At 38.6% G+C, this 24,276-nt stretch carries 26 protein-coding genes and 1 pseudogene; 10 read left to right on the top strand and 17 right to left on the bottom strand.

Annotation, left to right across the window (positions count from 1 at the left end; translation table 11 throughout):
* The first annotated feature begins 13 nt into the window (after positions 1 to 13).
* The 5 genes and pseudogenes from rpsO (at position 14) to ABMA72_RS01975 (ending at position 4,191) form a co-directional block, all read left to right on the top strand.
* Positions 14 to 292 (top strand): 30S ribosomal protein S15, encoded by a 279-nt coding sequence (gene rpsO, locus ABMA72_RS01995; RefSeq protein WP_392860817.1) that lies wholly within the window; start codon positions 14 to 16, stop codon positions 290 to 292.
* A 230-nt stretch (positions 293 to 522) separates the two neighbouring features.
* Positions 523 to 2,610: pseudogene (gene pnp / locus ABMA72_RS01990) on the top strand (polyribonucleotide nucleotidyltransferase); the annotation flags it as partial.
* Positions 2,611 to 2,798: 188 nt separating this feature from the next.
* Positions 2,799 to 3,266 (top strand): dUTP diphosphatase, encoded by a 468-nt coding sequence (dut, locus tag ABMA72_RS01985; RefSeq protein ID WP_392860816.1) that lies wholly within the window; start codon positions 2,799 to 2,801, stop codon positions 3,264 to 3,266.
* Positions 3,267 to 3,293: 27 nt separating this feature from the next.
* Positions 3,294 to 3,578 carry a hypothetical protein gene (locus ABMA72_RS01980; protein ID WP_392860814.1) on the top strand — a complete coding sequence of 95 codons (285 nt, stop codon included), beginning with the start codon at positions 3,294 to 3,296 and terminating at the stop codon, positions 3,576 to 3,578.
* A 40-nt stretch (positions 3,579 to 3,618) separates the two neighbouring features.
* A complete protein-coding gene (locus tag ABMA72_RS01975; RefSeq protein ID WP_392860812.1) occupies positions 3,619 to 4,191 on the top strand; it encodes a 2Fe-2S iron-sulfur cluster-binding protein in 573 nt (190 codons plus the stop codon).
* Positions 4,192 to 4,198: 7 nt separating this feature from the next.
* Here ABMA72_RS01975 and ABMA72_RS01970 read toward each other — a convergent pair whose 3' ends face one another.
* The 10 genes from ABMA72_RS01970 to ubiE all read right to left on the bottom strand — a co-directional run bounded on the left by ABMA72_RS01970 (position 4,199) and on the right by ubiE (position 12,655).
* Positions 4,199 to 4,759 (bottom strand): hypothetical protein, encoded by a 561-nt coding sequence (locus ABMA72_RS01970; RefSeq protein ID WP_392990121.1) that lies wholly within the window; start codon positions 4,757 to 4,759, stop codon positions 4,199 to 4,201.
* A 66-nt stretch (positions 4,760 to 4,825) separates the two neighbouring features.
* Positions 4,826 to 5,077: a GlsB/YeaQ/YmgE family stress response membrane protein gene (locus ABMA72_RS01965; protein WP_021266560.1), complete on the bottom strand. Its 252-nt coding sequence runs from the start codon at positions 5,075 to 5,077 to the stop codon at positions 4,826 to 4,828.
* 100 nt (positions 5,078 to 5,177) lie between these two features.
* On the bottom strand, positions 5,178 to 6,347 hold the full coding sequence (locus tag ABMA72_RS01960) for a hypothetical protein (protein WP_392860808.1): 1,170 nt from the start codon (positions 6,345 to 6,347) through the stop codon (positions 5,178 to 5,180).
* 137 nt (positions 6,348 to 6,484) lie between these two features.
* Positions 6,485 to 6,655: a hypothetical protein gene (locus tag ABMA72_RS01955; RefSeq protein WP_392860807.1), complete on the bottom strand. Its 171-nt coding sequence runs from the start codon at positions 6,653 to 6,655 to the stop codon at positions 6,485 to 6,487.
* Positions 6,656 to 6,756: 101 nt separating this feature from the next.
* Positions 6,757 to 6,954, bottom strand: coding sequence for a hypothetical protein (locus tag ABMA72_RS01950; protein ID WP_392860805.1), 198 nt, complete (start codon positions 6,952 to 6,954; stop codon positions 6,757 to 6,759).
* Between the two features lie 41 nt (positions 6,955 to 6,995).
* Positions 6,996 to 7,964: a hypothetical protein gene (locus ABMA72_RS01945; protein WP_392860803.1), complete on the bottom strand. Its 969-nt coding sequence runs from the start codon at positions 7,962 to 7,964 to the stop codon at positions 6,996 to 6,998.
* A complete protein-coding gene (gene menA / locus ABMA72_RS01940) occupies positions 7,952 to 8,860 on the bottom strand; it encodes a 1,4-dihydroxy-2-naphthoate octaprenyltransferase (RefSeq protein ID WP_392860802.1) in 909 nt (302 codons plus the stop codon). The genes ABMA72_RS01945 and menA overlap by 13 nt, the downstream gene beginning before the upstream one ends.
* A 4-nt stretch (positions 8,861 to 8,864) precedes the next feature.
* The gene (gene menD, locus ABMA72_RS01935; RefSeq protein WP_392860801.1) at positions 8,865 to 10,586 is read right to left on the bottom strand and encodes a 2-succinyl-5-enolpyruvyl-6-hydroxy-3-cyclohexene-1-carboxylic-acid synthase; all 1,722 of its coding nucleotides are present in this window, start codon (positions 10,584 to 10,586) and stop codon (positions 8,865 to 8,867) included.
* Positions 10,568 to 11,941: an isochorismate synthase MenF gene (locus tag ABMA72_RS01930; RefSeq protein WP_392860799.1), complete on the bottom strand. Its 1,374-nt coding sequence runs from the start codon at positions 11,939 to 11,941 to the stop codon at positions 10,568 to 10,570. The genes menD and ABMA72_RS01930 overlap by 19 nt, the downstream gene beginning before the upstream one ends.
* The gene (gene ubiE, locus ABMA72_RS01925; protein ID WP_392860797.1) at positions 11,942 to 12,655 is read right to left on the bottom strand and encodes a bifunctional demethylmenaquinone methyltransferase/2-methoxy-6-polyprenyl-1,4-benzoquinol methylase UbiE; all 714 of its coding nucleotides are present in this window, start codon (positions 12,653 to 12,655) and stop codon (positions 11,942 to 11,944) included. It abuts the gene before it with no gap.
* A gap of 108 nt (positions 12,656 to 12,763) precedes the next feature.
* Here ubiE and ABMA72_RS01920 point away from each other — a divergent pair, with 108 nt between their 5' ends.
* Entirely contained in the window at positions 12,764 to 13,744 is a 981-nt protein-coding gene (locus ABMA72_RS01920) for a polyprenyl synthetase family protein (protein ID WP_392860796.1), read from the top strand.
* 16 nt (positions 13,745 to 13,760) lie between these two features.
* Here ABMA72_RS01920 and ABMA72_RS01915 read toward each other — a convergent pair whose 3' ends face one another.
* From ABMA72_RS01915 to ABMA72_RS01905, 3 genes are all read right to left on the bottom strand, one after another.
* Complete coding sequence (locus tag ABMA72_RS01915) at positions 13,761 to 14,912, bottom strand: hypothetical protein (protein ID WP_392860795.1); 1,152 nt, start codon at positions 14,910 to 14,912, stop codon at positions 13,761 to 13,763.
* Entirely contained in the window at positions 14,912 to 16,246 is a 1,335-nt protein-coding gene (locus ABMA72_RS01910; RefSeq protein WP_392860794.1) for an aminopeptidase P N-terminal domain-containing protein, read from the bottom strand. The genes ABMA72_RS01915 and ABMA72_RS01910 overlap by 1 nt, the downstream gene beginning before the upstream one ends.
* Positions 16,247 to 16,377: 131 nt before the next feature.
* On the bottom strand, positions 16,378 to 17,037 hold the full coding sequence (locus ABMA72_RS01905) for a hypothetical protein (RefSeq protein ID WP_392860792.1): 660 nt from the start codon (positions 17,035 to 17,037) through the stop codon (positions 16,378 to 16,380).
* Positions 17,038 to 17,300: 263 nt separating this feature from the next.
* Between ABMA72_RS01905 and ABMA72_RS01900 the strand changes: the two genes are divergently transcribed.
* Positions 17,301 to 17,813 (top strand): hypothetical protein, encoded by a 513-nt coding sequence (locus tag ABMA72_RS01900; protein ID WP_393055777.1) that lies wholly within the window; start codon positions 17,301 to 17,303, stop codon positions 17,811 to 17,813.
* A 19-nt stretch (positions 17,814 to 17,832) separates the two neighbouring features.
* Here the strand turns inward: ABMA72_RS01900 and lysS are convergent, their stop codons facing one another.
* Complete coding sequence (lysS, locus tag ABMA72_RS01895; protein ID WP_392860789.1) at positions 17,833 to 19,410, bottom strand: lysine--tRNA ligase; 1,578 nt, start codon at positions 19,408 to 19,410, stop codon at positions 17,833 to 17,835.
* A 115-nt stretch (positions 19,411 to 19,525) separates the two neighbouring features.
* Here lysS and ABMA72_RS01890 point away from each other — a divergent pair, with 115 nt between their 5' ends.
* Positions 19,526 to 19,747, top strand: coding sequence for a hypothetical protein (locus ABMA72_RS01890; RefSeq protein ID WP_392860788.1), 222 nt, complete (start codon positions 19,526 to 19,528; stop codon positions 19,745 to 19,747).
* Positions 19,748 to 19,832: 85 nt separating this feature from the next.
* Entirely contained in the window at positions 19,833 to 20,543 is a 711-nt protein-coding gene (locus tag ABMA72_RS01885) for a hypothetical protein (protein ID WP_392860786.1), read from the top strand.
* Positions 20,544 to 20,598: 55 nt separating this feature from the next.
* Here ABMA72_RS01885 and ABMA72_RS01880 read toward each other — a convergent pair whose 3' ends face one another.
* Positions 20,599 to 20,931 (bottom strand): hypothetical protein, encoded by a 333-nt coding sequence (locus ABMA72_RS01880; protein ID WP_392860785.1) that lies wholly within the window; start codon positions 20,929 to 20,931, stop codon positions 20,599 to 20,601.
* 145 nt (positions 20,932 to 21,076) lie between these two features.
* Positions 21,077 to 21,286: a hypothetical protein gene (locus tag ABMA72_RS01875; RefSeq protein WP_392860784.1), complete on the bottom strand. Its 210-nt coding sequence runs from the start codon at positions 21,284 to 21,286 to the stop codon at positions 21,077 to 21,079.
* A gap of 166 nt (positions 21,287 to 21,452) precedes the next feature.
* Here ABMA72_RS01875 and ABMA72_RS01870 point away from each other — a divergent pair, with 166 nt between their 5' ends.
* Positions 21,453 to 22,976: an alanine/glycine:cation symporter family protein gene (locus ABMA72_RS01870; RefSeq protein ID WP_393055774.1), complete on the top strand. Its 1,524-nt coding sequence runs from the start codon at positions 21,453 to 21,455 to the stop codon at positions 22,974 to 22,976.
* A 43-nt stretch (positions 22,977 to 23,019) separates the two neighbouring features.
* Here ABMA72_RS01870 and ABMA72_RS01865 read toward each other — a convergent pair whose 3' ends face one another.
* Entirely contained in the window at positions 23,020 to 24,204 is a 1,185-nt protein-coding gene (locus ABMA72_RS01865) for an exo-beta-N-acetylmuramidase NamZ domain-containing protein (protein WP_393055771.1), read from the bottom strand.
* Positions 24,205 to 24,276: the final 72 nt, after the last annotated feature.

Raw genomic sequence — 24,276 nt, 5'->3', positions numbered from 1 at the left:
TACGGAGAAAATTATGATTACAAAAGCAGAAACTGCAAGCATCGTAGCTGAATTTGGTAAAGAATTTGGTGCAGGTGAAAAAGACAGCGGAAGTGCAGCGGTTCAAGTTGCTATTCTTACAACAAGAATCAACAACCTAAAAGCTCACTTTGGTTCACACATCCACGATTACTCATCTAACCGTGGTCTTCTTAAGATGATTGGACGTCGTCGTCGTCTTCTTAAGTATGTAGCTACTAACAGCGAAGAAAGCTACAAAGCACTTATTAAGAAACTTGGTCTTAGAAAGTAAACCAAATAAAAAGAAAGGAAGCTTTATGCTTCCTTTTTTTTATTTAAAAAGTTAAAATTTTAGTACGGAAATGGTTAAGAGGAGAGTTTGAGATTTAAGGGATATTAAAATTTAAAAACATGCTGATTTCGGTGGTTTTAGATTTTCATATTCTTTGGATTTCTTCTCACATACATTCCAACTAACACATTTCTTAATATAGACATTCAAAAATATAAATGGAGTTATTTATGTTAAACAACAAACGAGAGTTTACTTACAACTTTGGTGGTAAGGAAGTTACAATTGAAACTGGACGTATGGCCAAGCAAGCTGACGCATCAGTTATCGTATCTAGTGGCGGTACACAAGTTCTAGTTACTGCTACATCTGCAACTCAAGTAAAAGACGGACAAGACTTTTTTCCACTTCTAGTTGAATACACAGAAAAATTTTATTCAGCAGGGAAATTCCTTGGTGGATTCCTAAAAAGAGAAGGTCGCCCTTCAGTAGGTGAGACTCTAAATGCTCGTCTAATTGATAGACCACTTAGACCTCTTTTCCCTAATGGATATATGTTTGATACTGTTATTTCTTGTACAGTTATCTCTTACTCACCAGAAGGTGACCCTGAGGTTCTAGCAGCACTTGGTGCTTCTGCAGCTCTAACTATTTCTGATATCCCATTTGCTGGTCCAATTGGTACTTGTAAGGTTGGGCGTATTGACGGTGAATTCGTAATCAACCCTGACCACGATAAGTGGGAAGAGTCTGATATGGAAATCGTTGTTGCAGCAAGTGACAATGCAATCCTTATGGTTGAAGGGGAAGCGAAAGTTGCTCCTGAGCAAGATGTTCTTGATGCAATCTTCTTTGGACAAAAAGAAATCGAAGGTTTCGTTTCATTCCTTAAAGATATTCAAAAAGAAGTTGGTAAAGAAAAGCGTGAATTCATTTCTGCTGCTGCTAACGAAACAATGCTAGAAAAAATTAGAACAGACTACACGGCAACTGCGCGTGAGGCCCTAAAAATTACAGATAAACTTGAAAGACAAAAAGCTGTTAAAGCGATTGAAGCTCAAGTTAAAGACGCAATGGCGGCGGATCCTGCAGCATTTGGTCTTGCTGAAGACGAAGCTTTTGGAAAAGAAGCATACAAAGGTGTTGATGAGCTAATGTATGAAATGCTTCGTGGAGATATCCTAGACGAAGATAAGCGTATTGCTGGACGTGGTCTTGCTGAAGTACGTGAAATCGAAACAGAAATTGATGTTCTTAAAGTTCCACACGGATCTTCTCTATTCACACGTGGTGAAACTCAGGTAATGGCCGCTGTTACACTTGGTGGTAGCAAAGGTGCTCAAATGAGTGATCGTATTATCGGAACAAGTGAAGATCAATTCTACCTACACTATAACTTCCCTCCATACTCAGTAGGTGAGGCACGTGGTGTACGTGGTGTTGGACGTCGTGAACAAGGTCACGGTAACCTTGCTGAACGTGCTCTTAAAGCAGTAATTCCTACAGACTTCCCATATACAACTCGTCTTGTTTGTGAGGTTCTAGAGTCAAATGGTTCTTCTTCAATGGGTTCTGTTTGTTCTGGTTCAATGGCTCTTATGGACGCTGGTGTTCCTCTAGCTGCTCCGGTTGCAGGGATCGCAATGGGTCTAGTAACTGATGGTGAGAGATTCAAAATCCTTACAGATATCCTTGGTGACGAAGATCACCTAGGTGATATGGACTTTAAAGTTGCAGGTACAACAGAAGGTATTACTGCAATTCAAATGGATATTAAGATCACTGGTCTTACAAAAGAAATCGTTGAGACTTCAATGGCACAAGCTCGTGAAGGTCGTCTACACATCCTAAGTGAAATGGCAAAAACGATTAGCGTAGAAAGAAAGACACTTAAAGAAGGTGTTCCTGTTATGAAGTCTATGCAAATTAAGCAAGATCAAATCGGTGGCCTTATTGGTCCTGGTGGGAAGAATATCAAGAAGCTTCAAGAAGATTTCGATCTTACTATCGAGATTGATGAAGATGGAACAACTAAGTTCATCTCAACTAACCAAGAAGCAATCGATGAGTGTATGGCACTAGTTGCTCTACAAATGAATGGACCAGAAGTTGGAAAAGTATACGAAGCGAAAGTTGCATCTTTAAAAGATTACGGTGCATTCGTTGATATCGCTGCTGGTGTTGGTGGACTTGTTCACATCTCTGAAATCGCTGAAGAGAGAATCACTGATGCTGCTGACTACCTAGATGAAGGTCAGGAAGTTAAGATCAAGGTTCTTGAAATCGATAAAATGGGACGCGCTAAGCTTTCTATCAAAGCAGTTGAAGCTCTTAAGAGAAAAGACGGAAAAACTGAAGCTGAAGCACAAAAAGATGCTCCTAAGCGCGAGCCACGTGAGTCGAGAGACGGTGACAGAGGTGATCGTCGCCCAAGAGGTGACAGAAAACCTCGCGGTGACAGAAAGCCACGTGGTGACAAAAAAGACTAATAGGCAGATTGAGACTTATGATCGATAGAGTAGTTGATTTAAAAGTTAAGAAGCTAGAGCATTACGACTCTAGCTTCGATCTTCCACAATATGAAACAACTGGAGCTGCAGGAGCAGATCTTCGTGCTCACCTTGAGAACAAAGATGACCTTGTTATCGCTCCAGGTGCTCGTGTTCTTGTTCCTACAGGTTTAAGCTTTGAGATCCCTCATGGATATGAAGTTCAAATCAGACCTCGTTCAGGACTTTCATTTAAGACAGACCTACTTGTTGTTAACTCACCTGGGACAATCGATTGTGATTACCGCGGGGAAGTTAAGATCATTCTTGGAAATTTCGGAAAGGAAGACTTCATCATTAAGCATGGTGAGCGTATTGCTCAGATGGTTATGGCACCTGTTTGGCAGGCCAGAATCTCGGCCGTGGATGAGTTGACTGATACTGAAAGAGGGGCCGGAGGCTTCGGTTCAACAGGAACTAAGTAACAAACCAATACAATAAGGATTATTTCGATGAGTTTAAAGGTAAACTATAGTCAGGCCTCAAATCAAGAGGAAGCTTATAATCTAGGAAAGCAGGCCGTGACGCCTGAGTACGTGGCAAAATTCAATGTAAAGGCTGATGTCACAACAGATGATGGTAATTTTTCCATGCAAGCTAAAGGAAAAGGCTTTGAATTGAAGCTAAAGTTTGAAGATTCTTACTGTCTAGTTGATCTTGACCTATCTTTTATGCTAAAGCCTCTTAAAGGAAAAATTTTAGAAACCATTGAGAATAAGATCAAGAAGACCGTTTAATCGAGTTATTCGTTCTCAATAAATTTAATGAAGGCTTAAAATGTTCAAAGTTAATCTTACTCCATCAAATGAGACAATTTACGTTGATGATGAGATGTCTCTATTAGAGCATCTGAAAAAGAATGGAGTTTATGTTAACTCTAGTTGTGGAGGACACGGTACATGTACTGACTGTATTGTGAGAATCACTGCTGGAGCAGATAACCTAAATGAGCCGACGGAAGTTGAGCAAAAACTTTTAGGGAATGTATTCCACATCACTAAAGAGCGTATGTCTTGTCAGACACTCGTTAACGGTGAAGTTACTGTGGATATGTCAGGGCACACGAAAGCAGGTGTTGAGGCCAAGCGTGAAGCTAAGAATAAGAAAGTTGTTAATGAGAAACTTTCAAAGCTTAAGCAATCTGGAAACTTCAAAGTAAGAAAGAAAGATGAAGTTGAAAAGGTTATGACTGAGCGCCAAGCAAAGTGGGAAGAAAAGAACTCTAAGAAAGAGGAATGGAAGAACCACTGGGAGCGTGATGGACGCGACAGCTCAAAAGAAAAACGCCTTGGTGGTGGTCGCCGCCCTAAAACAATTCGTCAAAACTACAAAGAAGACGATAGCGAGTAAAATCCAGTTAAAATTCTGATAGCAGGGCCTGAATCTTTTTCAGGTCTGCTTTTCTATTTGAACGATCCACAAAAATATAATTTCCATTTTCAAGCTTTGCAAAAAGTTGAAAGTAGCCCTTATTTTCAAAACCACGCATTGTTGGATCTTGCTTCATCTTTGCCACATTTGGAGAGTCCATGAAGTGGTCAATTGAAAAAGCATCCTTTGCCGCAAGCTTATAAGTTTTCTTATAGATTGGGATAAAGAAAAGTCTATGCTTTAGGACAAGCTTATCATCTTGCTTGATAATAAATTTCTCATACATATAGAAAGAAAGTGTGATGAAAGGGATAAGAAATAGTGTGGCCGCAACCGCAATAACCAGTGCCTGGTTGATGCTATCACCTGTGTTATATAGCTTAATCATCGGTCCTTTAACACCAATAAACATGGCAATAACGACTGTTGCAGCTGCTAGAAGGTAGCCCCAAAAAACCATCGGTAGTCCATAGGTCTTAAGAGTTAAACCCTCTTCGTTGATTGTGATACGATCTTTTTCTTCTTTTGATACTGGAAATATAAACATTAGGCCCATGTGGCGTATTTTAGTCACAGGTCTGCGAATAGTCTACCAGATAATTAAAAGATATCATCACAACTTCTGCAAAAGCTGGAGAGTCGCTAAGAAGACGATAGCGCCGATGGTGGAGATAACAATACTTCCTATAAGCCCGTAACTTGCAAAGCCTACCAGGTGGAATGTGAAGCTTCCTACGAAGGAGCCCATAATACCCACAATGATATTACCCACAAGGCCAAAGGTTTCTCCACGGTAGAGACTTCCTGCTAGCCAGCCAGAGATGGCACCAATAAATAAAATTATGATAAATTGTTCGATGGCCACGAAACACCTCCTAAATTAATTCATTTTAGGAGATGTATCGTATTGATTGTTAGTTAAGATAACTTAAATAAGTAAAACTTTTAAGCTCTAAGTACTGGGCCTAAAGCCAAGTACTTAGTGAGAAGTTAATTGCGTATCCGTTCGTTTCGTCCGCATTACCATCTGTTGATGTATTTGTTTCTTCTCTGTATTGGCGCTCAACAAGGAAACCACCATTAAGTTGTACCTTTCTTGATAGCTTATATTGTGCACCGATATCCAGCTTGTAGATCGTTGTTCTACTGATATTTCCGTCATTGTATCTCGACTGTCCGAAACCTGTGTCTGGGTCAGCAGAGTAATCGGCTTTATCGTGAGCTAGGTCGTAAACAAATGAGTACTCAGCGTTGATCCCTGCCGCCCACTTGTCATCGATCTTATATATGAAACCTGCTTGAGCGTTATAAGTCTCTTGCTTAAGAGTTGCATAGCGATCATTAGGGTGCTTTGAGAAGTATCCGTAAAGAGCTTCTGTCCAAAATGCCCAGCTATTATTTTCAAATTGGTAAGCAACAGAGTATCCGTGATCGGCTTCAGGATCAATATCACGCCAGTAAGTGAAAGCACCAAAGATGATTTCATGATTTTGAGATGGGTTAAAACGTCCCTTATAAGCAAAACCTCTTTGGAAGTTTGTGTTAAATGTTCTTTCTGTATCGTAAGAAAGCTCAGATGTTGGATCTCCACCAAGGTATGGGATCGACTGATTATCTCTGTCACGTCTTGCTTGTTGATTTGAACCAAAGAAAGTCACATCGTGAGTTTGACCTTGTCTCCAACCACCATAACGAAGAGTTAGAAGATACTTTCTTTTGAAGTATCCAGCTCTCATTCCTGAGTATGTTTGTGTTAGGTATCCACCGTCCATTAGGTTTCTTTCAGTGATACCAAAGTGCATTGTGTAGAAAGGAACTTTACCCTTACCACCTGTTAGCTTCCAATTATTATTGAAACGGTAAGTAAGTAGGGCCTCTTCCATCAGGTCAACTGTTGTCCCAGCTTCTTCTGTTGCATCGATATCAAGTTTGAATTTGGCGCTCCACTGCTCGTGGTTGAAATAAACTTTAATATCTGCTGTTCCGTAACCCATTTCAGCACGAGTGCTGTTACCACCGATCTTCTCAAGTGTCATTAGGTCTAAAACCATGAAGGCACGAACATTGAAGTCGTATGCCTGGGCAGTAATACTACTAAGTAGTAAAAGTGAAACTAGTAGGGATTTTTTAAACATTGTCTACTCTCTCTTCTCAAATTGGCTTATAAATTGGCGATTTAATAAGAGAGATGTATCAATTAAGTGACAATGTGTAAAAACAGAATTGTGTTAAGTATGAATTACTTACAATATAAATTTGTCTTTGCAGTTTTTTAAAGCTGATTACAGTCTTCGTAATTCTCGTAATATTGTTCGTAGTCAGGAACAGATGTTTCCTTACAATCTTTTCGTTCAGAAGCGACATCACGAGTTGTGCTTGAAGAGCACGAGGCGCTAAATAAAACTAGTGTAGACAGGGTAAGTAGAGAGATAATTTTTTTCATGAAAAACTCCTTTTCCTGCCAATATTATAACTCGAATAGGGATAAAAAAAAGGCCTGCAAAATGTGCAGGCCCTCTATTACATGATCGATAGAATCGATTATTAAGATTTCTTTTTAGCTTTTTTGCTCTTGCGATCACATGTCTTACCTTCGCATTTCTTAGAGTCCTTGCAATCCTTCTTCTTTTTTGCACAACAGCTCTTTTGTGAGCGATCACATGACTTTCCAGACTTATCTGAATGAAATGATGAGCAAGATCCCATAACTAGTAGTGCTGTTAAACCAAGTACTTTAAACATAACTTCTCCTTAAAATTTGTTAAAACTCTTCAACACAAAGATTAAAGAGGCCTTGCTATTAGCAAACTCTTTTCAGGTTGAAATTCTTTAAATAATTTTAACCCATTTTGGTAGAAATTGAAGGTTGAAAGGCCTGCGGAATTATTTTCTAAAGCTGCTAAATGAATAACAAAGTTAAATAATTGAGGGCACTCAAGTCCACTTGTGACAATAATCTGCCAATTTCTCTTGTCGCGCCTTACCTGGAAGAATTCAAAAACGTTGATATTGACACCAAATTTAAGAATTATATGATTAACTTCTTCTGGAATATTCTTTCTAAATTGAAACTCAAAGCTCTCATCAAGGGCCAGGGCAATGCGATCACTCCATAGGCTTTGGGCCCATAGTCCGAGATCACTAAATGGCTCTTCAATATACTCAATTGCTTCAATTGTCTTAGGTTCAAGATTATAAAGGATGCTTTCTAAAACAGAACTATCAAGACTACGGTTTCCATCTAAGCGCAGTCTTACACCCTTAGCTGCCAATGAGTTAAGGTCTGAGATCACATCATGAGTGTTGGAGCTTGTGGAAATTTTATATTTTAAAATATCATGTGAATGGAATTTTAAGTCTAGGCCTTTTTGATAAAGTAAATTGATCCTCACGCTGTTGGCCTGATTAAAGTAATCATTGTTACCATTTACTTTTCGGTAGAACTTAATGAGTGCATACTCAAAGGCCAAGATAACATTATTTGGAATCTCCTTCTCATTAATAATAGGAGCTTCAAATAAATCGCCCTTAATAAACTCATCAAGGGGATAGTCGATCTCATACTCGTGTTCGAGTTCTTGATTCTCATAGAAGAAGGCAAATTGGGTGATATAGGAAGTGAAGACTTCTTCTTTAATGTAGACTTCCACTTCAAAGTAATCAATCTTCTTATATTCTTTTGCACGCGCCTTAAGTGCTAAGCGCATATTATGAACTTCTTTGTATATAGGTCTAAGAACTAGCTTAGCCACATGACCCCACTATAAATAAGAGTTGAAATGAAAAGATACTTACCTGTACGGGCAAGACTTTCATTATAGGCCGGCGATGGCCCATTCTTAATAGGATACGTCCATGTTTTTAAAAATACCAAAGTTAAAATGAAAAGAAAAAGATCGAGGGCCATGGCCTGACCACTTCTTAAAATGAGAAGAGAATGTCCGCATAAGACGGCAAAGGCAATAATAACAAAGATTAAAGGCAGCCAGCTTGAGGCATTCTTCATCATTCTATTAAGTAAAATTCCAAGTGTTAGCTTACCTGCGGCCTTATCACTTTCGATATCACGAGCATTATTAATGGCCATAATGGCCGCACTTAGTAGGCCCGGATAGAGACTAAGAAGGATAATTGAATCATTAATTGTGCCCACCTGAAGATAGTAAGCTCCACAAACTGCAATATTGCCAAAAAAGACAAGAGCTAGAAGCTCTCCAAGGCCGTAGTGAGATAGTGGGAAAGGGCCACCTGTGTAGGCGTAGGCTCCAAGAATTGAGGCAAGGCCAACAATGATAATTGGCAGTCCTCCAACATTCATGAGAAAGATTCCAAGTAAGAAGGCCATGGCCAATGTAGCAATGAAAAACTTCTTTACTGTCTGTGGAGTTACAAGGCCTGTGCTTGTGACACGCTCTGGGCCTAAACGCTCTTGTGTATCAACACCTGTTTGGGTGTCGTAGTAATCATTAATTAGATTAGAAGAGATTTGTAAGAGGAGAGTGCAGACAAGAGTGATCGCAAATATTATCCAACTAATATCACCTTGATCAAAATAGGCCGCTGCCGTGGCCATGATAACCGGAGAGGCCCCGGCCGGTAATGTCTTGGGCCTTGCTGCAGTTATAAATCCTTTTACAAGTTGACTCATTATTTTACCTTTTTACTGTTTTTAATTTTTTAAAGAGTGCCAAATTTGACTCGTTATTAGTGATGGCCTCGATAATATTGACACCTTTAGTACTTAGGGCATCTGCCACTAGCTTATTAAAGTCTTTCTTGAATTCACAACACTGATAAGTGAGTCCATCAAATGCCTTGATAAGGCGATCAAAGCGGTCTTTGTGTGGTGTTGTTAGAAGAGGAAGAAATTCTTTTTCTTTTGCTATTGGAAGAAGGTTAAAAATATCACCTTGGAAATTATTAATGATAATAACTGTTAGATTCTTTCCGGCACTGGCCGCTTCTTCAAGCATATAAAGTGAATTTAGGTCATGCTTAAACGAGATATCACCTAGAACGAGAAGTTTTGGTTTATCGTTCTCATCACTAAGTCCAACAAGAGTTGCAACAAAGCCTTCAATTCCACTTACACCGCGATTACTAAATACGTTAACATTTGATCTGTAGTTGCTAGAAACAAAGTTATCAAAGCTTCGTACAATAGTTGAGTTACCTACAAGTAAGTCATAATTGTCGTCGATATTTTCAATGATATTCTTAGAAATAAATGGCTGTGTTAGCTCTTGCTCTTCAATGATGGCCCTTTTCTTCTCGACAAAGTCATGCCACATCACTGGTGGTGCTTGGTTTAATTCTAGCTTAACAAGCCCATTTAGAAATGAGAGTGGGTCACAGATGATTTTGTGTGTATTAGAAAAACCAGGGTCGTGATCAAAGTCCACATTTGTTACATGGATAAGCTCACAATTATTTCTTTCTAAGTAATTATAGTAGTGCTTAGAAACTAAGCGTCCACCAATATGAATGATGATATCTGGCGGGTTCTGCTCATAGACATCTAAGACTTCTGGATGATCAAAATTAGGTGTTAGGTAGTCTTCTAAGCAAAACTGATACTTTAATCCACTTGTTAGATCAAGATACTTTGGGACTTTGATTTTCATCAGAGCGTCTTGATAGTGTTCAAGATCTTTCTTTCCATCAAGCTTACCAATAACAAGTAGAATATTCTTTGCTTCAACTAGCTTTTGACCTAATTCAAACTCCATTTGATATGTTTGATAGGCGCTTGAGATAACCTTTGCTCCATTTGCATTAAAACTTTCTCGTGCCTTTTCTAGGTATTCTTTGGAAATAGGCATTGCTGTTGAGTCAAGAGGCTCTCTAAGAGGTAGGTTGATATGCACCGGTCTCTTGTTGATCTTTGCTCGACCTATGGCCGTTGAAATTAGAGTTCTAAGTCTTGTGGCACTTAATGCTTCATTTGGTGCTTCAAGGCTTAAGTTATAGCAAGTGTGATCAGCGATGACACTAAGTTGGTCAATGGTCTGATTCGAGTCCGTTTTTACTAACTCACTTGGCCTATCTGCCGTAAGTATAATTAGTGGAAGCCCCGATTTATTTGCTTCAATAATGGCCGGCGCGAAATTGGCCATGGCCGTTCCTGAAGTACAAGTCAGAAGGGGAATTGAATCCGAAACTTTTGAGCGCCCTAGGGCCCTATAGCTTAGTGCTCTTTCATCAAAGTAAGAATAGGTATCGACTAACTCATGGTAGTGGGCAGCTGCAAGAACTGGTGCATTTCGCATACCAGGAGCTGTATAAAATTGTGTGATTGAGTTCTTTGCTAACTCATCAACAATAATGGATGCCCAAAGTCTTGAAAGATTTTCTGTTATTGGAAATTTGTCCATGATTTGGCCTTGATAACTTCAGTGAAGTTCTTCATTTTATTTGTGGTTTCATTCCATTCTTTTTCGGCCGAGGAGTCTTTGACGATTCCACAACCCGCATAGATATGAAGGTCTGTTTTATCCACAAGGGCACATCTTAGTCCTACAGCAAATTCAGTTCTATCTTTTGAAAAATAACCAATTGGTGCAGCATAGAGCCCCCTTGAATTTGTCTCAAGTTCACTAATGAGATCCATCGCTAGTGGCTTTGGAAGTCCCGCTACAGCTGGAGTTGGATGCAGGTGTGTGATTAAATCACTACGTTTTGCATTTTCATTTAAGATGGCCTCATACTTAGTGTGAATATGCTGAATATACTTAAGCTTTAAGATTTGCTCTTTCTTTGTGATTTCAATATCACTTGCAAGACTCGCAAGTGTGTCTTCAATATAGCTAGAGACATGTCTGTGTTCTTCTAGCTCTTTTGTATTTGTTAGAAGTGTTTGCTCAAGAGCATCGTCCTCTTGTTTATTTGCACCTCTTTTTGTCGTCCCCGCAAGACTATCAATAAAGATTTTTCTACCATCAAGTTTAAATAGAGTCTCAGGTGTTACGCTATAGAAACACTGGTGAGGAGAAAATTGAAATAAGATATTATAGCTATTGTGACTATTATTTTCTTTCAACGTTTTAAATTGTCCATAAGAGGAAATTGGATTCTTAAAAGAAACCTTAAGTTTTCTTGAGAGAACAATCTTTGATATCTGTGAACGATTAATTTTTGAAACAGCTGCCTTCACAATTTTATTCCACTGATTCTTGCTCGTTTCAGACACATTCTTTGTAATGTGATTATAATCACTAAGGGTATGCTTAGGATTCGGATCTAAAGTGATCGCTAACTCATGGAGAGCTTGTTTCTTATTTTGCTCATCCGCAAAGAAAGAGTTTGGTAGAATCACATTGATATCGACTCCTTGAGGAGTTGATTCAATTAAAACCTTGGGAACAAAGTACGAGCAGTCTTCAAGGCCGTGCCATTCGAGAGAGTCTGCTTCAGCTTTAAAGCGCTGTGCTCCACAGATTTTTAAGAAGTCATGTGACTCAATAAGGCGTTCAATGTCTTCATAGTGATAAAGAGAGTTGAAGTCACGCCATGAACCAAGGGCCAAGATTTCTGTGTCCTTGTCCTTGTTTAAAAAGTAAAACTTCTTAAAAGTTTGAAAGTGATCAATAATAGATGAAATATTATTAAAGCCAGCTTCAAACTTATAGAGGCTATATTCACTGCCTTTGATTAAATCTTCACTTGAGCAATCAAGCTTAATCAAGGCATTGATAATATCAATTTGAAGGTTATTAGCAGATAAACGCAATTACTTCTCTCCAATGTAAAGAGTGGCAATTCCAAATGTTAGAGTAATAAATCTGACATTCTTAAATCCTGCCTTAGTCATTTCGTCCGCAAATTCCTGTCCATATGGAAAGTCTTCTACAGTTTGATTTAGGTAAGTGTAGGCATCCTTATGCTTTGAAATTAAATTTCCAACAAATGGTAGTAAGTATCTGAAGTAGAAGAAGTAAATTCCACGAAAGATAAAATTCTTTGGAATTGAAAACTCAAGGACAAAGCTTCTTCCACCTGGACGAATAACTCTGTACATATTCTGTAGAGATTTTTTGAAATCAGGGAAGTTTCTAATACCAAAGCTTACACTTGTGACATCAAATGTTTCATCGGCCGCTGGAATTTCAACGCCATCACCAATATGCATCTTGGCTTTATGATCTAATTTCTTTGCTACGATTTTCTTCTTACCGATTTCAATCATACCTTTCGATAGATCAATTCCTGTTACGCTCTCAACGTTTTTTGCGCGGGCAAGGGCAATTGTAAGATCCCCAGTTCCACAAGCAAGGTCTAGGCATTGTAGTTTTTCTCTCTTTGGAAGGTTGGCAATAACCACCTTACGCCAGTAAATATCAATACCAAATGAAAGGATGTGATTTAGTAAATCGTATGTACCAGCGATCTTATCAAAGATCTCAAATGACTTCGTTTTTCTTGTAGCAAGTTCTTTATTGCTCATATTTAATCAGTCCTTCTGCAGTGCAGTGTTTATCAATAGTATTTGCGTTATATTAATCATTTACGGCCCCTTTCGACAAGTGGTATTACTATTAAAACGGAAAAAACTATGAACGAATTTTTTGAAAGCATCCCTCCACAAATTTTAGAGAAAGCGGTCAATATTGACCTTGATATTAAGTCTGAAAACTGCCTTAAATCCATTAAGGAAGTTCTCGCTAAAACTGTTTTATCTGGTGGAAAACGCCTGCGCCCAATGCTGACATTTTTAATGGCAGATTTTTTTAATGCGCATGAGAAAGAGGATGTGACGATTTGTGCTCGTGCGATTGAAATGGTTCACGCTGCTTCACTTGCTCACGATGATGTTATCGATGGCGCAACGCAAAGGCGTGGAAATCCTTCAATTAATGTTGAAGCATCAAATAAGAAGGCCGTACTTGCTGGAGACTACCTACTGGCAGATGTTATCTTAAGTCTCTCAAAAATTGGTTCAATTAAAGTTCTACAAAGCATGTCTCAAGTTATTCAAGACCTTGCCATTGGTGAATGGGTTCAGTCTGATGCTCTTGAGTCTCGTAAATACTCAAAAGAAGTTATTGAAAATATCGCCTTCCATAAAACAGCTTCTGTTATGGGGTGGTGCTGTTGGTCTGGAGCCTACCTTGGTGTTGAAGATGAAGAGTTGGCAGCTAAGGCCGCACGCTTTGGACATCTCATTGGTATTGCATTCCAAATGGTCGATGACACACTTGATTTCAGTGACGGAGAGAGTTTAAAAGATGCTCACCTCGACCTTGAGCAAAACTTAGTTAACTCAGTTGTCTATGACTATCTTGCGGCCAATCCTCTTAAGATGGAAGCCTACCAAAAAGGTGGTGAACTAAAGGATATTGTAAATCTCGATGAGATCGCTAGCAGTGTATTCAATATCAAAAATGAGGCAAAGGCACTAATTGATGAGGCCCGTGATATCCTTCACGAAATCCGCACTGAATTAATTGCACGTGGATTCAATGAAGAGCGACTACAAGAGACGATAAAACCACTTGAATTAATCGGTGGCTTTATCCTCAATCGTAATGTTTAATTACTTTATTTTTAAATTATAATCGAAATGTTGCCCAAATAGGGAAGTGATCACTTGCCTTCTTTAGCTCAATGGCATCGTCATCAATACAAGTCACACGCTTATCTAATCCTTTAACCATATACTTTGGTAGCTCACTTGGTGGCGTACAAAAGACATTGCCTTTATTAACAAGAGTCTCTGGATTATAGATTCCAGAATCCATAAGCTTTAGGCCCCTGTAAGCAATATAATCTAGTGTTAGTGGATTACGATTGCCGGCAAAAGTTTGGCGCTCATTTGTTGGCCCTGGATTTTTGAGCCAAGGACTTAGGTGATTAAATAATCTTCTAAGGACAACAGAGCCAGGATTATTCATATAAATTGAAGTGTTGAAATCACCCATGATGATCACTCGATCTTCTTTATGAATTGGTTTTAAGTGAGCATACTTCTTTGGAAGTTTCACATTGAAATTTGTTGCACCAGTTACATACCACTCAAGAAAACGAAGTTGGTCACGGTTTCTTTCATAGTTTGGCGTCTGGCGATTTCCAAAGTGATAACTTGGAACTGTGTGAAGAAGAATAATATGCACTTCTTTATCTGCGACCTCAATGACGAGGTGAGTGAAGCTCTTATCAAAAAGTTGCATCTCTTTTGGAAGTTTCTTTCCGCCACCATCGCGAAATTTTGAAAAGTCTGCGGCGGGATTAAACTCCTTCCACTGAAGATCCTTTACGATGATCTCTTCCTTGATTGGATGCTTTGAAGCGAAACCTGTTGAGTACTGACCTGGGAAAAGTCCGTAATTTACTTGGTCGGCATTCTTGCGATCCTTAGAGTACTTTCCATTTACTTTCTTTGCTTTGTTTCCAGTGTTTGCCTGAGTGAAGCTAAAGGCAAATTCACTTGTATCTTCTTTTAATTGACCCAAGAGCTTTTCTAGATTCTTTCCATTAGGAAGGTCGTATTGAATTTCATTTACGCTAATAGCGTCGAAATCAAGTTTCTCTAGAATATTTTTAACACTTGTAAGTTGGTCATTCTTCTTACTTAGTTTCGCAGTATCAAGTTCCTTAATATTCCAATGAACGAGATGAATTTCATCATCTCGTCTATCATTGGAGGCACAAGAAGCACCTATTAAAATAAAAAGAGTTATTAAAAGAAGATTTGTCGTTTTCATTACAGTAGGAATTCCTTTACGTCTTTTGCACAAGCTTCTTCAACTTCTTCAACTGTCTTTGGAATCATGTGAGATAGATTCTCGTATCCATCATCAGTGATAAGAATATTATCTTCGATACGAATTCCAATTCCTTTTAACTCTTCTGGAATATTTGAGAATTCATTGTTGAAGTAAAGTCCAGGCTCAATTGTAAAGATACAACCTTTTGTGAAAGTCATTGGATCTTTTGTCCCTTCAATTAAGTATGGGTTTTGATCGTGAACATCAAGACCTAGCCAGTGACCTGTTCCGTGAGGGAAGTACTTTCTGTGATTTGCTTGTTCAATATTTGAACTAACACTTCCTTCAAGAACCTTAAGATCAATTAGACCTTGAGTTAGGATTTCACTAACTTTATTATGAAGGATTGTTGCGTTATTACCCGGTTTTGATAATTCAATGGCCGCAAGCTGTGATTCAAGAACGATATTATAAACTTCTTTTTGAATACCTGTGTACTTTCCACTAACTGGGAATGTTCTTGTGATATCTGTTGCGTAACCATTTAGCTCACTTCCTGCATCGATAAGAAGAAGGTCACCTTCATTTAGAACTTCATCATTTTTGATATAGTGTAAGCAGTTTGCGTTATTTCCACCTGCAATAATATTATCGTATGCACTTCCTTGAGATGGCCCCTTCATGAAAAGGTAAGTCATAAGTGCATTTACTTCTTGCTCTGTTGCCCCTGGGCGAGCAAGTGCCATGGCCGCACGGTGAGCACGATCTGTAACGATCATTGCTTCTCTCATTGTGGCGATTTCTGTTTCATCTTTAATAAAACGCATCTTTTCAATTAAGTGGCCTACATTTTTAAATGTATCTGGTGGCAGCTCTTGTTGCGCTCTTTTCTTGTGAAATAGTGAAGCTGCAATTTTTCTGGCCTTATCTGCAATATCAGTGCGCTCACTTAGGTGAACGTAAAGACTTTTGTGTCCTGGTAGAAGTTCTTCTAGTTTCTTATCAAGTTCCTCAATTGAGTAACCTTCATCTGTTCCAAGAAGCTCACTAGCCTTTACTGGGCCAAGTCTTTTTCCGGCCCACATCTCTGCAATTTCATCTTTTGGACGAACAAAGATAATCTGTTTTTCAACCCCACCTTTCTTTGAAAGGATAAGAGCACTATCGGCTTCATTTAGGCCTGTTAAATAACGAAAGTTTGAGTTTTGGCGAAATGGGAATTCTGTGTCATTACTCTTATGAGCATATGTAGCGGAAGCAATAATTGCAATTCCGTCATCCATCATTTCTAGTAGCTTTTTACGGCGGTTTATATAGACATTATTTGTCATTGAATACCTCACTTTTTATGGAGTTATCCTATCAAAATATGCCCAAAACGCAAAGAGGGCGCCCTGGAAAAGGCGCCCCCTTCTTACAACCAAAATCTAATGGAGTATTAGATTTATTAAAAAATTTTAGATTAGTATCTTCTCATACAAGTGTCACGACGGTGGCTATATCTTGCATCTATTGCACAGTCACTAGTTGCTTTTTGACATGCACGACTTTCTGCTTCATAAGCTGTTCTCGCTGTTGCACTTGAAGTGTATGTTTGAACAACACGACCTGAGATTGTTCCATTTGCAATTCTATCAACAGTACAAAATCTTGTCACAGTTGGGTTTGGTCTTGGTGGCCTAGAACCTCCACGAACCTTTTCACAAGAGAATTTCCATGGGTTTTGTTTTGTGTATCTTGCATCAAAACACTTATCATCTGCTTTACGACAAGCTTGGTGCTCGTTATTTGCTTGAGCTGTAAATGTATTAACAACTCTTCCGTTTTGTGTGTTTACTAAGTTAAATGAACAAACTTCTTTTCTTTGGTGTGGTGGTGGAACTGGCCTTCTTGATGTAACTGTACATGTAGCACGAGCAACAACGCGGTCATATGACCTTCTATCTTGTTCGCGTGTACATTGCCTTAGGGCCTGGCGACAAGCAGCTTCAAAGTTGTAATCATACGATGAGAATTTATCAATTGAGCGTCCATTTCTGGCAACCATATCAACATGACAAGTCTCGGCCATGGCCATTGCAGATGTAACTAATAAAGCAGCAGCAACTAAAAATTTTTTCATAAATAAAACCCCTCTCGTTTCTTTTATTTTGTTAAGTTAGTTTTATGAACAAAGAACAAAAGTGACAATTTCAATAATTTAGCGGGCCAGAAAATAGGCCGAATGTAAGAAATTCTAAGAATTTTCACAAAAAATGACATTTTCGAGTTGTACATTTTACAAAAATGCCCTGTTTTTGGGCCCCTAATGTCACTATTTTGCCGATTATGATCAATATTTAAAATTTATTCACACTTACTTTTGGCAACGCCGATCATTTTAATATGGAAATGAGCTTCTTTGATCGAGTTAAAATTCACGCCTTAAGCAATGAGTACGTAAACCTGAAGACTGCAGGACAGCAGGTATACTGCAATGATCAGCTGATTTGTAGTCCAACAATGTGGGACCGTAAGCTTTTGCGCCACTCCTATGCTCTTTATGGGGTCATCAAAAGGGAAGTGATGCAAATACGCTTTCACTTGGCCGGCGACGTTATTTTAGAATCAAAAATTTTTAAAGGGACTGCCCAGAGTGTTTCTGATTATAAGACGATTATGAATGCAATGCTGGAGCTTGAAAGCGAAGCTCGTAAGTGTGGCCTAGAGATAATTAAGGCCGAGATTGGCCATACACATTTAAGCTCATGTTATATCGATAAGAATAAATTTAAACTTTGTTTATTATCTAAGAGCGACCTTGAAGTCGCGCGACGCTTAAAACAATTTAGGGATTATCCAATTGAAATAAAGGCCATCGCAAAGGATGGCCTAGTATTTAAAAAAGTTTTTAAATAACTCTTTAAGTAAGCTTTGATTACTTTAGAAGCTTAATCACACGCTCTTTACCAATTGTACGGATAAATCCTGCAAGCTTTGGTCCTTTTTCACGTGAAATTAGTTTTTGATAAATTGGTGCAAAAATATCTGCAGGCTTAAGTTCTAGCTCGTGCATAATTTCATACATCTTATCATTGAACTCTTTATCATCTGCAATTGAGTCCCACTCAGACTCACAAAGAGCAACTAACTTATCAAGGTATGTGCGAACATTTTGCTCAAGAGGCATATCAACAGCTTCTTTATTGATAGCAAATTTAAATTCTTCTGGAGCGTTTTCTTGTAGCCAGTGAAGAGCACAAGCACTTCTTTCTCTAAAGCGTCTTTCGTCTCTGTCATTTTTAATTTGGTCAGCATAGAAAGCACGAGCGGCCTCAATGTCACCATCATTAATTTGAAGAACGTTACAAAGGTGTCTAAAAGATGGTTGGAATGGACACTGCGCTGGATGCTCTCCAATTTGTGATAATTCCAGAACTCTCTTTGCCATGGCAACTTTCTTTTCGTTACCTTGCTCAAGCCCATAAGCTAGACGCTCTTGACGATCATAATCTTCGTAAGTCTTAAGAACATCAAGATCAAACGAGATCGCAAAGTCGACATTTGTCTTATAAGAAGCAAAAATCCAACGAACCATTTCTGGCTCATATACTTTTAGGATATCATTTACAGTAACAAGGTTACCTTTTGAAGAACTCATCTTCCCACCAAGACCTTTAATCGATACGAAATCGTACTGAAGGTAAATTGGCGCTTCCCAGTCAAAGATTTTTACAATGTCTTTTGCTGTTGTGAAAGATCCACCTTGAGAAGAGTGATCCTTTCCACCTGGTTCAAAGTCAACTTTTTCAAATGCCCAACGCATTGGCCAGTCAACTCGCCAAGGAAGTTTCACAAGACTTGTTGTATTAATATCGATTTCACCTTCATAGTCATGCTCGTTATGCTTGTAGCGTAACTTGCTCTCTCCATCCCATGAAAGAATTGTCGTCTTATCAGTCTTATACTTTTCGCAGTAAACAGATACCGGATAGTAGTCATCACCATATGGCTCTTTTCTGTACTGGTTTAGAATATCGCGAATTTCTAGTCTCTTATTAAGAGCAAGTTTAATCTGGTCTTTGTAATCTCCAGCACGATATTTTTTTGCTTGATAGATTGGCTCTACGTCGACGCCAACTTTTTTGAGTTGCTCTTCAAAGTTGTGCTCGTGGTGAGCAGCGTAGCTATCATGTTCTCCAAATGGGTCTGGAGTATCAACGATTGGTTGAAATAGGTACTGAGCTAACTCGTCTTGTTTAGGAAGGTTTGCTGGAATCTTTCTAAATGTATCGTAATCATCCCAAGAAAAGATGAAGCGAACATTCTTACCGCGAGCGCGTAGTCCACGTGCTACAAGGTCAGTTGTGATTACTTCTCTAAAGTTTCCAAAGTGAACAACACCTGAAGGTGTGATCCCACTGGCAACAACATAGTCGTCTTTGTCGCCATGTTGACGGATAATGCGGTCTGCCGTCATATCGGCCCAGTGAACAAGATTTAATTTTTGTGTCATATGATACCTACTGCTTAAACTATATAAATCGAAATTGCTCACACTATAACAAAATAATTTCACGTAGTTAAGATTTTTAATGATATTTTGGCCACTTTTATGCTAGATTTTAAGCATGTTTGCAGCATTAATTAAGGCCGCCATTTTCTATTTTATCTTTATCCAGATAAGAAAGTTTCTTCGAAACTCTGGTGTGCTTTCAGATTCTAAGCCTTCAGCACAAAAACACCAGCAGTACGAGCATTCCGCTTACCGTTCTGCACATAAGTCTCAACAAGGGCCAAGCTCATCTCATGATAAAGATGTGATCGAAGCCGATTATCGTGTTATTGATTAAATAATTGTAAGAAATTATCAGAACTTAACTTCTTTTTATTCGTTAGAATAAGAGATGACTTTTATATTTTTAATTGGAGTTTCTAATGCTTAAAAAAATCGGTTCAGGTTTACTGTGGCCAATTGTAATCGCCCTTACTTTCTCTTCTTGCGATGATTACGGAGAAGGGGGAGATAGTGATCGCGGTGTCATTCGCGCTGGTCAGGCCTTAGAAATTAAAAATACATTATTAACTGGTGTAAGCTTAACTCGTCTAACTAAAATGTGTGAAGCTCTTGAAGAGTATCACGATAATATTTTAAGAAGTCGTTTTTCGGAAGATTTTATCTTCTCTCGTCGTCAAAAAAACTATGGTGATCCTACAGTAAGAGATATTTCAAATATTGGTGTTTATATTGAAGTTCCTAATGATTATCAATCAACTCCGGTCTTTAAAGGAACGAGGGGAGTCGTTAAGAATTTTATCACACAAATTCCGACTGAAAATAATCTCTATATGGCCTCTCTATGTGACTATACATTAAATAATGTTGGCCCAGCTCCAAAGGTTCAAGAGTTAGTTGGTTCTCGTTACTATGTTTATAATGTTGTCTCTGACGATCGTTTTGATGTCGGGATCTATACTAAGCATAATGATTCAAAATATTACTTATATCGATCATATCAATACCGCTTTGATATCAATAAGGCCTCTCGCTACTATGGTATGGCCATAGAACAGAGTGAGATCTTTATTAGTGACCACTCAGGTAAGGATTATAAATTAATCTATCAAAAATTTCTTAGAGCAGATTAAATAAAAAGACCGAGTTACATCGGTCTTTTTATTTCATATTCATTGGGGGGAGGGGTTATCTCATCTCGATTAAATCTTGATGGATATATTCAATATCTTCTTCTAATGCTTTTAAGTATTCTGGCGAAATCTCGCTCGCGTAATCATTTAAATGTGTCAGCTCATTGGCCATATCATTAAGTTCTGGCCCGTAGTCTCGATGCGCAAGATCTTTAATATTTGCATATTCTAAAATGGCAAGGTTAAGCCTCTTAGTCATCTCTTTAAGCTTTTGGTCCTGCTTTAGGATTTGAGAGATATTATTAATTGATCTTTCATCATCGCCACTAAGTGGGATAGCTGCAAGTGCCTGAGTTGAAATGAATAGTGCAAGAAGTAGTGCTTTCATATTTTCATTTTAACACTTTCTAAAATGACATTCTTTAAATGGTGTAAGGCTTACAAGGGTGTATTGATGGTAGACAAGGTTTCAGTTTCGCAGATTCCTGCAAGCGTTTTTCATCACTTAACAGGGAATCTGCACTGATTTAAGCTTATAGCCCTAGGCGAGCGTTCACTTCTTTTTCATCTGCTTGGCCAGCTTCAATTGAGCTTTTGATGACCATTAGGGCCTGTTGGCTAAGAAATCTCTTATCTGCTGTTGCAACAGAAAGGTCGATATGTTTTTGATTATCAATTGTTGAATACTTCACAAGTGGTTTTACAATTTCAATCGCTTCATCAAGCGTTGGTAACTTACTCACTTTTTACTCCTTTTAAATCTTTAATAGAGATAAGAATACACGATTTTGATAGGCCAGAAAATAAAAAAGGTGACAAGATCAATAAAGTTTCTATAAAATTTACTGTAAGACAATAAAAAACACATACATATTTTGAGAGAGTAGAACTAAAACAAAGGATTGTTTAATGATTAAAATCGCAATGTCACGAGCGATGATGGGACTCATTTTCTCTATCATCGGCCTAAGTACGTATGCTCAGGATTATGGTCAAACGGAAGTTGACCTTCAAGAGCGAATTAACGAATTCTTTGGCATAATTAACGGAAAGTATTATCCATTCTTATTCTGGGAAATTCCTTTCATCGAAATGCCACTTATTTTATTTGTTATGGTTTTTGGTGGACTCTTCTTTACGATTCGAATGGGTTTTATCAATGTGCGTCTATTTAAGCACGCTATTGATGTTATCCGCGGTAAGTATGATAACCCTGAGGATGAGGGTGATATCACTCACTTTCAGGCCCTAACTTCTGCACTGTCTGCAACAGTTGGTCTAGGAAATATTGCAGGTGTGGCCTTAGCTATTGGTAAGGGTGGCCCAGGGGTTGTTCTTTGGCTATGGATCATTGCCTTCTTTGGAATGTCGATGAAATTTGCTTCATCAACATTTGGACAAATGTTTAAGCACAAGACTTCAAGTGGTGACATGCTAGGTGGGCCAATGGTTTACCTTACTCAAATGTTTAAGCTGACGAAAGTTGCTTGGATTGGAAAGTTTCTTGGTATCTTCTATGCAATTATGACTATTGGTGCTTCATTTGGTGGTGGGAACCTTTTCCAAGCAAATCAAACTTTTAAAATCATTGCTGATCAGCACCCTGATGCATCCCCATGGGTTGTTGGAATTGTTCTAGCATTCCTGGCCGGTGTTGTTCTAGTTGGTGGTATTAAGAAAATTGGTAATGTAACTTCAAAACTTGTACCGATTATGTGTGCTTTCTATGTTTTTACATGTCTAGCAATTATTCTTTCTAATTATCAAAATATTCCACATATGTTTTCTATGATCTTTAGAGAGGCCATGACTCCTGATGCGGCCTTTGGTGGTGCCTTCGCAGTTATGCTAGTTGGGATCCAAAGAGCGTCATTCTCAAATGAGGCCGGACTTGGTTCTGCTGCTATTGCTCACTCTGCGGCCAAAACAAGTGAGCCTGTAAGAGAGGGTGTCGTTGCTATGGTTGGGCCAGTTATTGACACTCATATTGTTTGTACGATTACGGCACTTACTCTTCTTGTAACTGGAGCATATGAAAACCCAGCTGTTGCGGGTAAGGGTGTGGAAATGACGGCCTATGCCTTTTCAACACTTGGTGACTGGGCCCCGTATTGTCTTCTTATGGCAATTTGTGTTTTTGCCTACTCAACAGTTATCTCATGGTCTTATTATGGTGAAAGAGCAACTTTATTTCTCTTTGAAAAATGGATTGGTTTTAAAAGTGTAAAGATGTACCGTCTTTGTTATGTCTTCATCATTATTCTAGGGCCTGTTCTTAAGATTGGTCACGTCCTAGACTTTGCTGACTTAATGCTGCTTTCAATTGCTTTCCCTAATATTATTGGGATGATTTGTTTTTCTAATCTACTTAAAGCAAAAGTAAATGACTATCTAGCACGCTTTAATTCAGGACAAATGAAAACTTATAACTAGAAATTAAAAGGCCCGACTTTTAATTTGATGTCGGGCCTTTGTTTTATTTATAAATTTTAATCGATTCGATTTCTTTTAAGTATTCAGCATGGCCCCTCGTTTCAAATTCACGTAGCTCACTCATACTGCCAAGTCGATTGGCCCAGTCTTTTACAAACTCACATCCATTAATAAGATCAATGGCAAGCTTGCCAAAGGCGTACTCATAATCCTTGGCATCCCATTCAAACTTGTCTCCTAAGGCGCGTTTAAATTCACGGCAAAGATATTGAGAGACTTGCCAAGAGTTAAACTCTTTTTCATTTGTGACGTGAATATGAACACCTCCGCAAGCACTACCAGCATGCTTATTAAATGTCGGCATGAAGTTAACTGGACGTAAAATGAAGCTTCCATTATCGATTTCTTTTAGGCTTTCTTTTAGTGAGTCAACAAATAAGTAGGCCTCAATCGCAGGGTGGCCCACAACTTCAAGGGAGCGAGTTGTCCCACGTCCTTCACTTAAATTTGTTCCTTCGTAAAGAACAGTTCCGCAAAAAGTAAGCGAGCCTTCTGGTGTCGGAAGATTTGGTGATGGGTTAACCCAAGCAAGTCCAGTGTCTTTCCAAAACATTGATCGCGTAAGTCCTTCGACTTCGATAACCTCAAGTTCGACATCAATACTTAGTTTCTTCTTAGCAAGAAGGGCGTATTCTCCCATTGAAAGGCCGTGGCGCTGTGGGATTTCAAGTGCACCAACAAAAGATTTAAATTCTGTCTCTAGAATATTTCCCTCGATCTTTTCTAATCCTACTGGATTTGGGCGATCGAGAATAACTACCTTGATGCCATTCTTGGCACATTCTTCTAAAAGGTAAGTCACCGTTGTGATGTAAGTATAAACACGTGTTCCCACATCTTGAAGATCAACAACAAAAGTATCAATTCCTTCAAGCATTTCCTTTGTAGGCTTTCTCGTTTCACTATAAAGTGAGTAAACAGGTACTCCAAAAAATGGGTGAGTGTAGTGGTCTGTCTCAACCATATTATCCTGCACATCACTAACAAATCCATGCTGTGGCCCAAAGAGTTTCTTGAATCGATCTCCAAAAATTTCCTTGAAAATAATTGGGGCGACTTTGAATTTTGAATCAACACTTGCACTGTGACACAGTAGTGCGATATTTCCTGTAATTTTATTTTGTAAAGTTGCGTCATCTCTAAGACGCTCTAGTCCGATTTTTATCATGATATATTCCCTTATTTGTAATATTTTATGGGCCTTTTTGACGAGTTGCAAGCTATTAAAACTGTGCTTGAT

The organism is Halobacteriovorax sp. CON-3, from assembly GCF_043196995.1.
Taxonomy (GTDB): Bacteria; Bdellovibrionota; Bacteriovoracia; order Bacteriovoracales; family Bacteriovoracaceae; genus Halobacteriovorax_A.
This window is presented reverse-complemented; position numbering and strand designations above follow the sequence as displayed.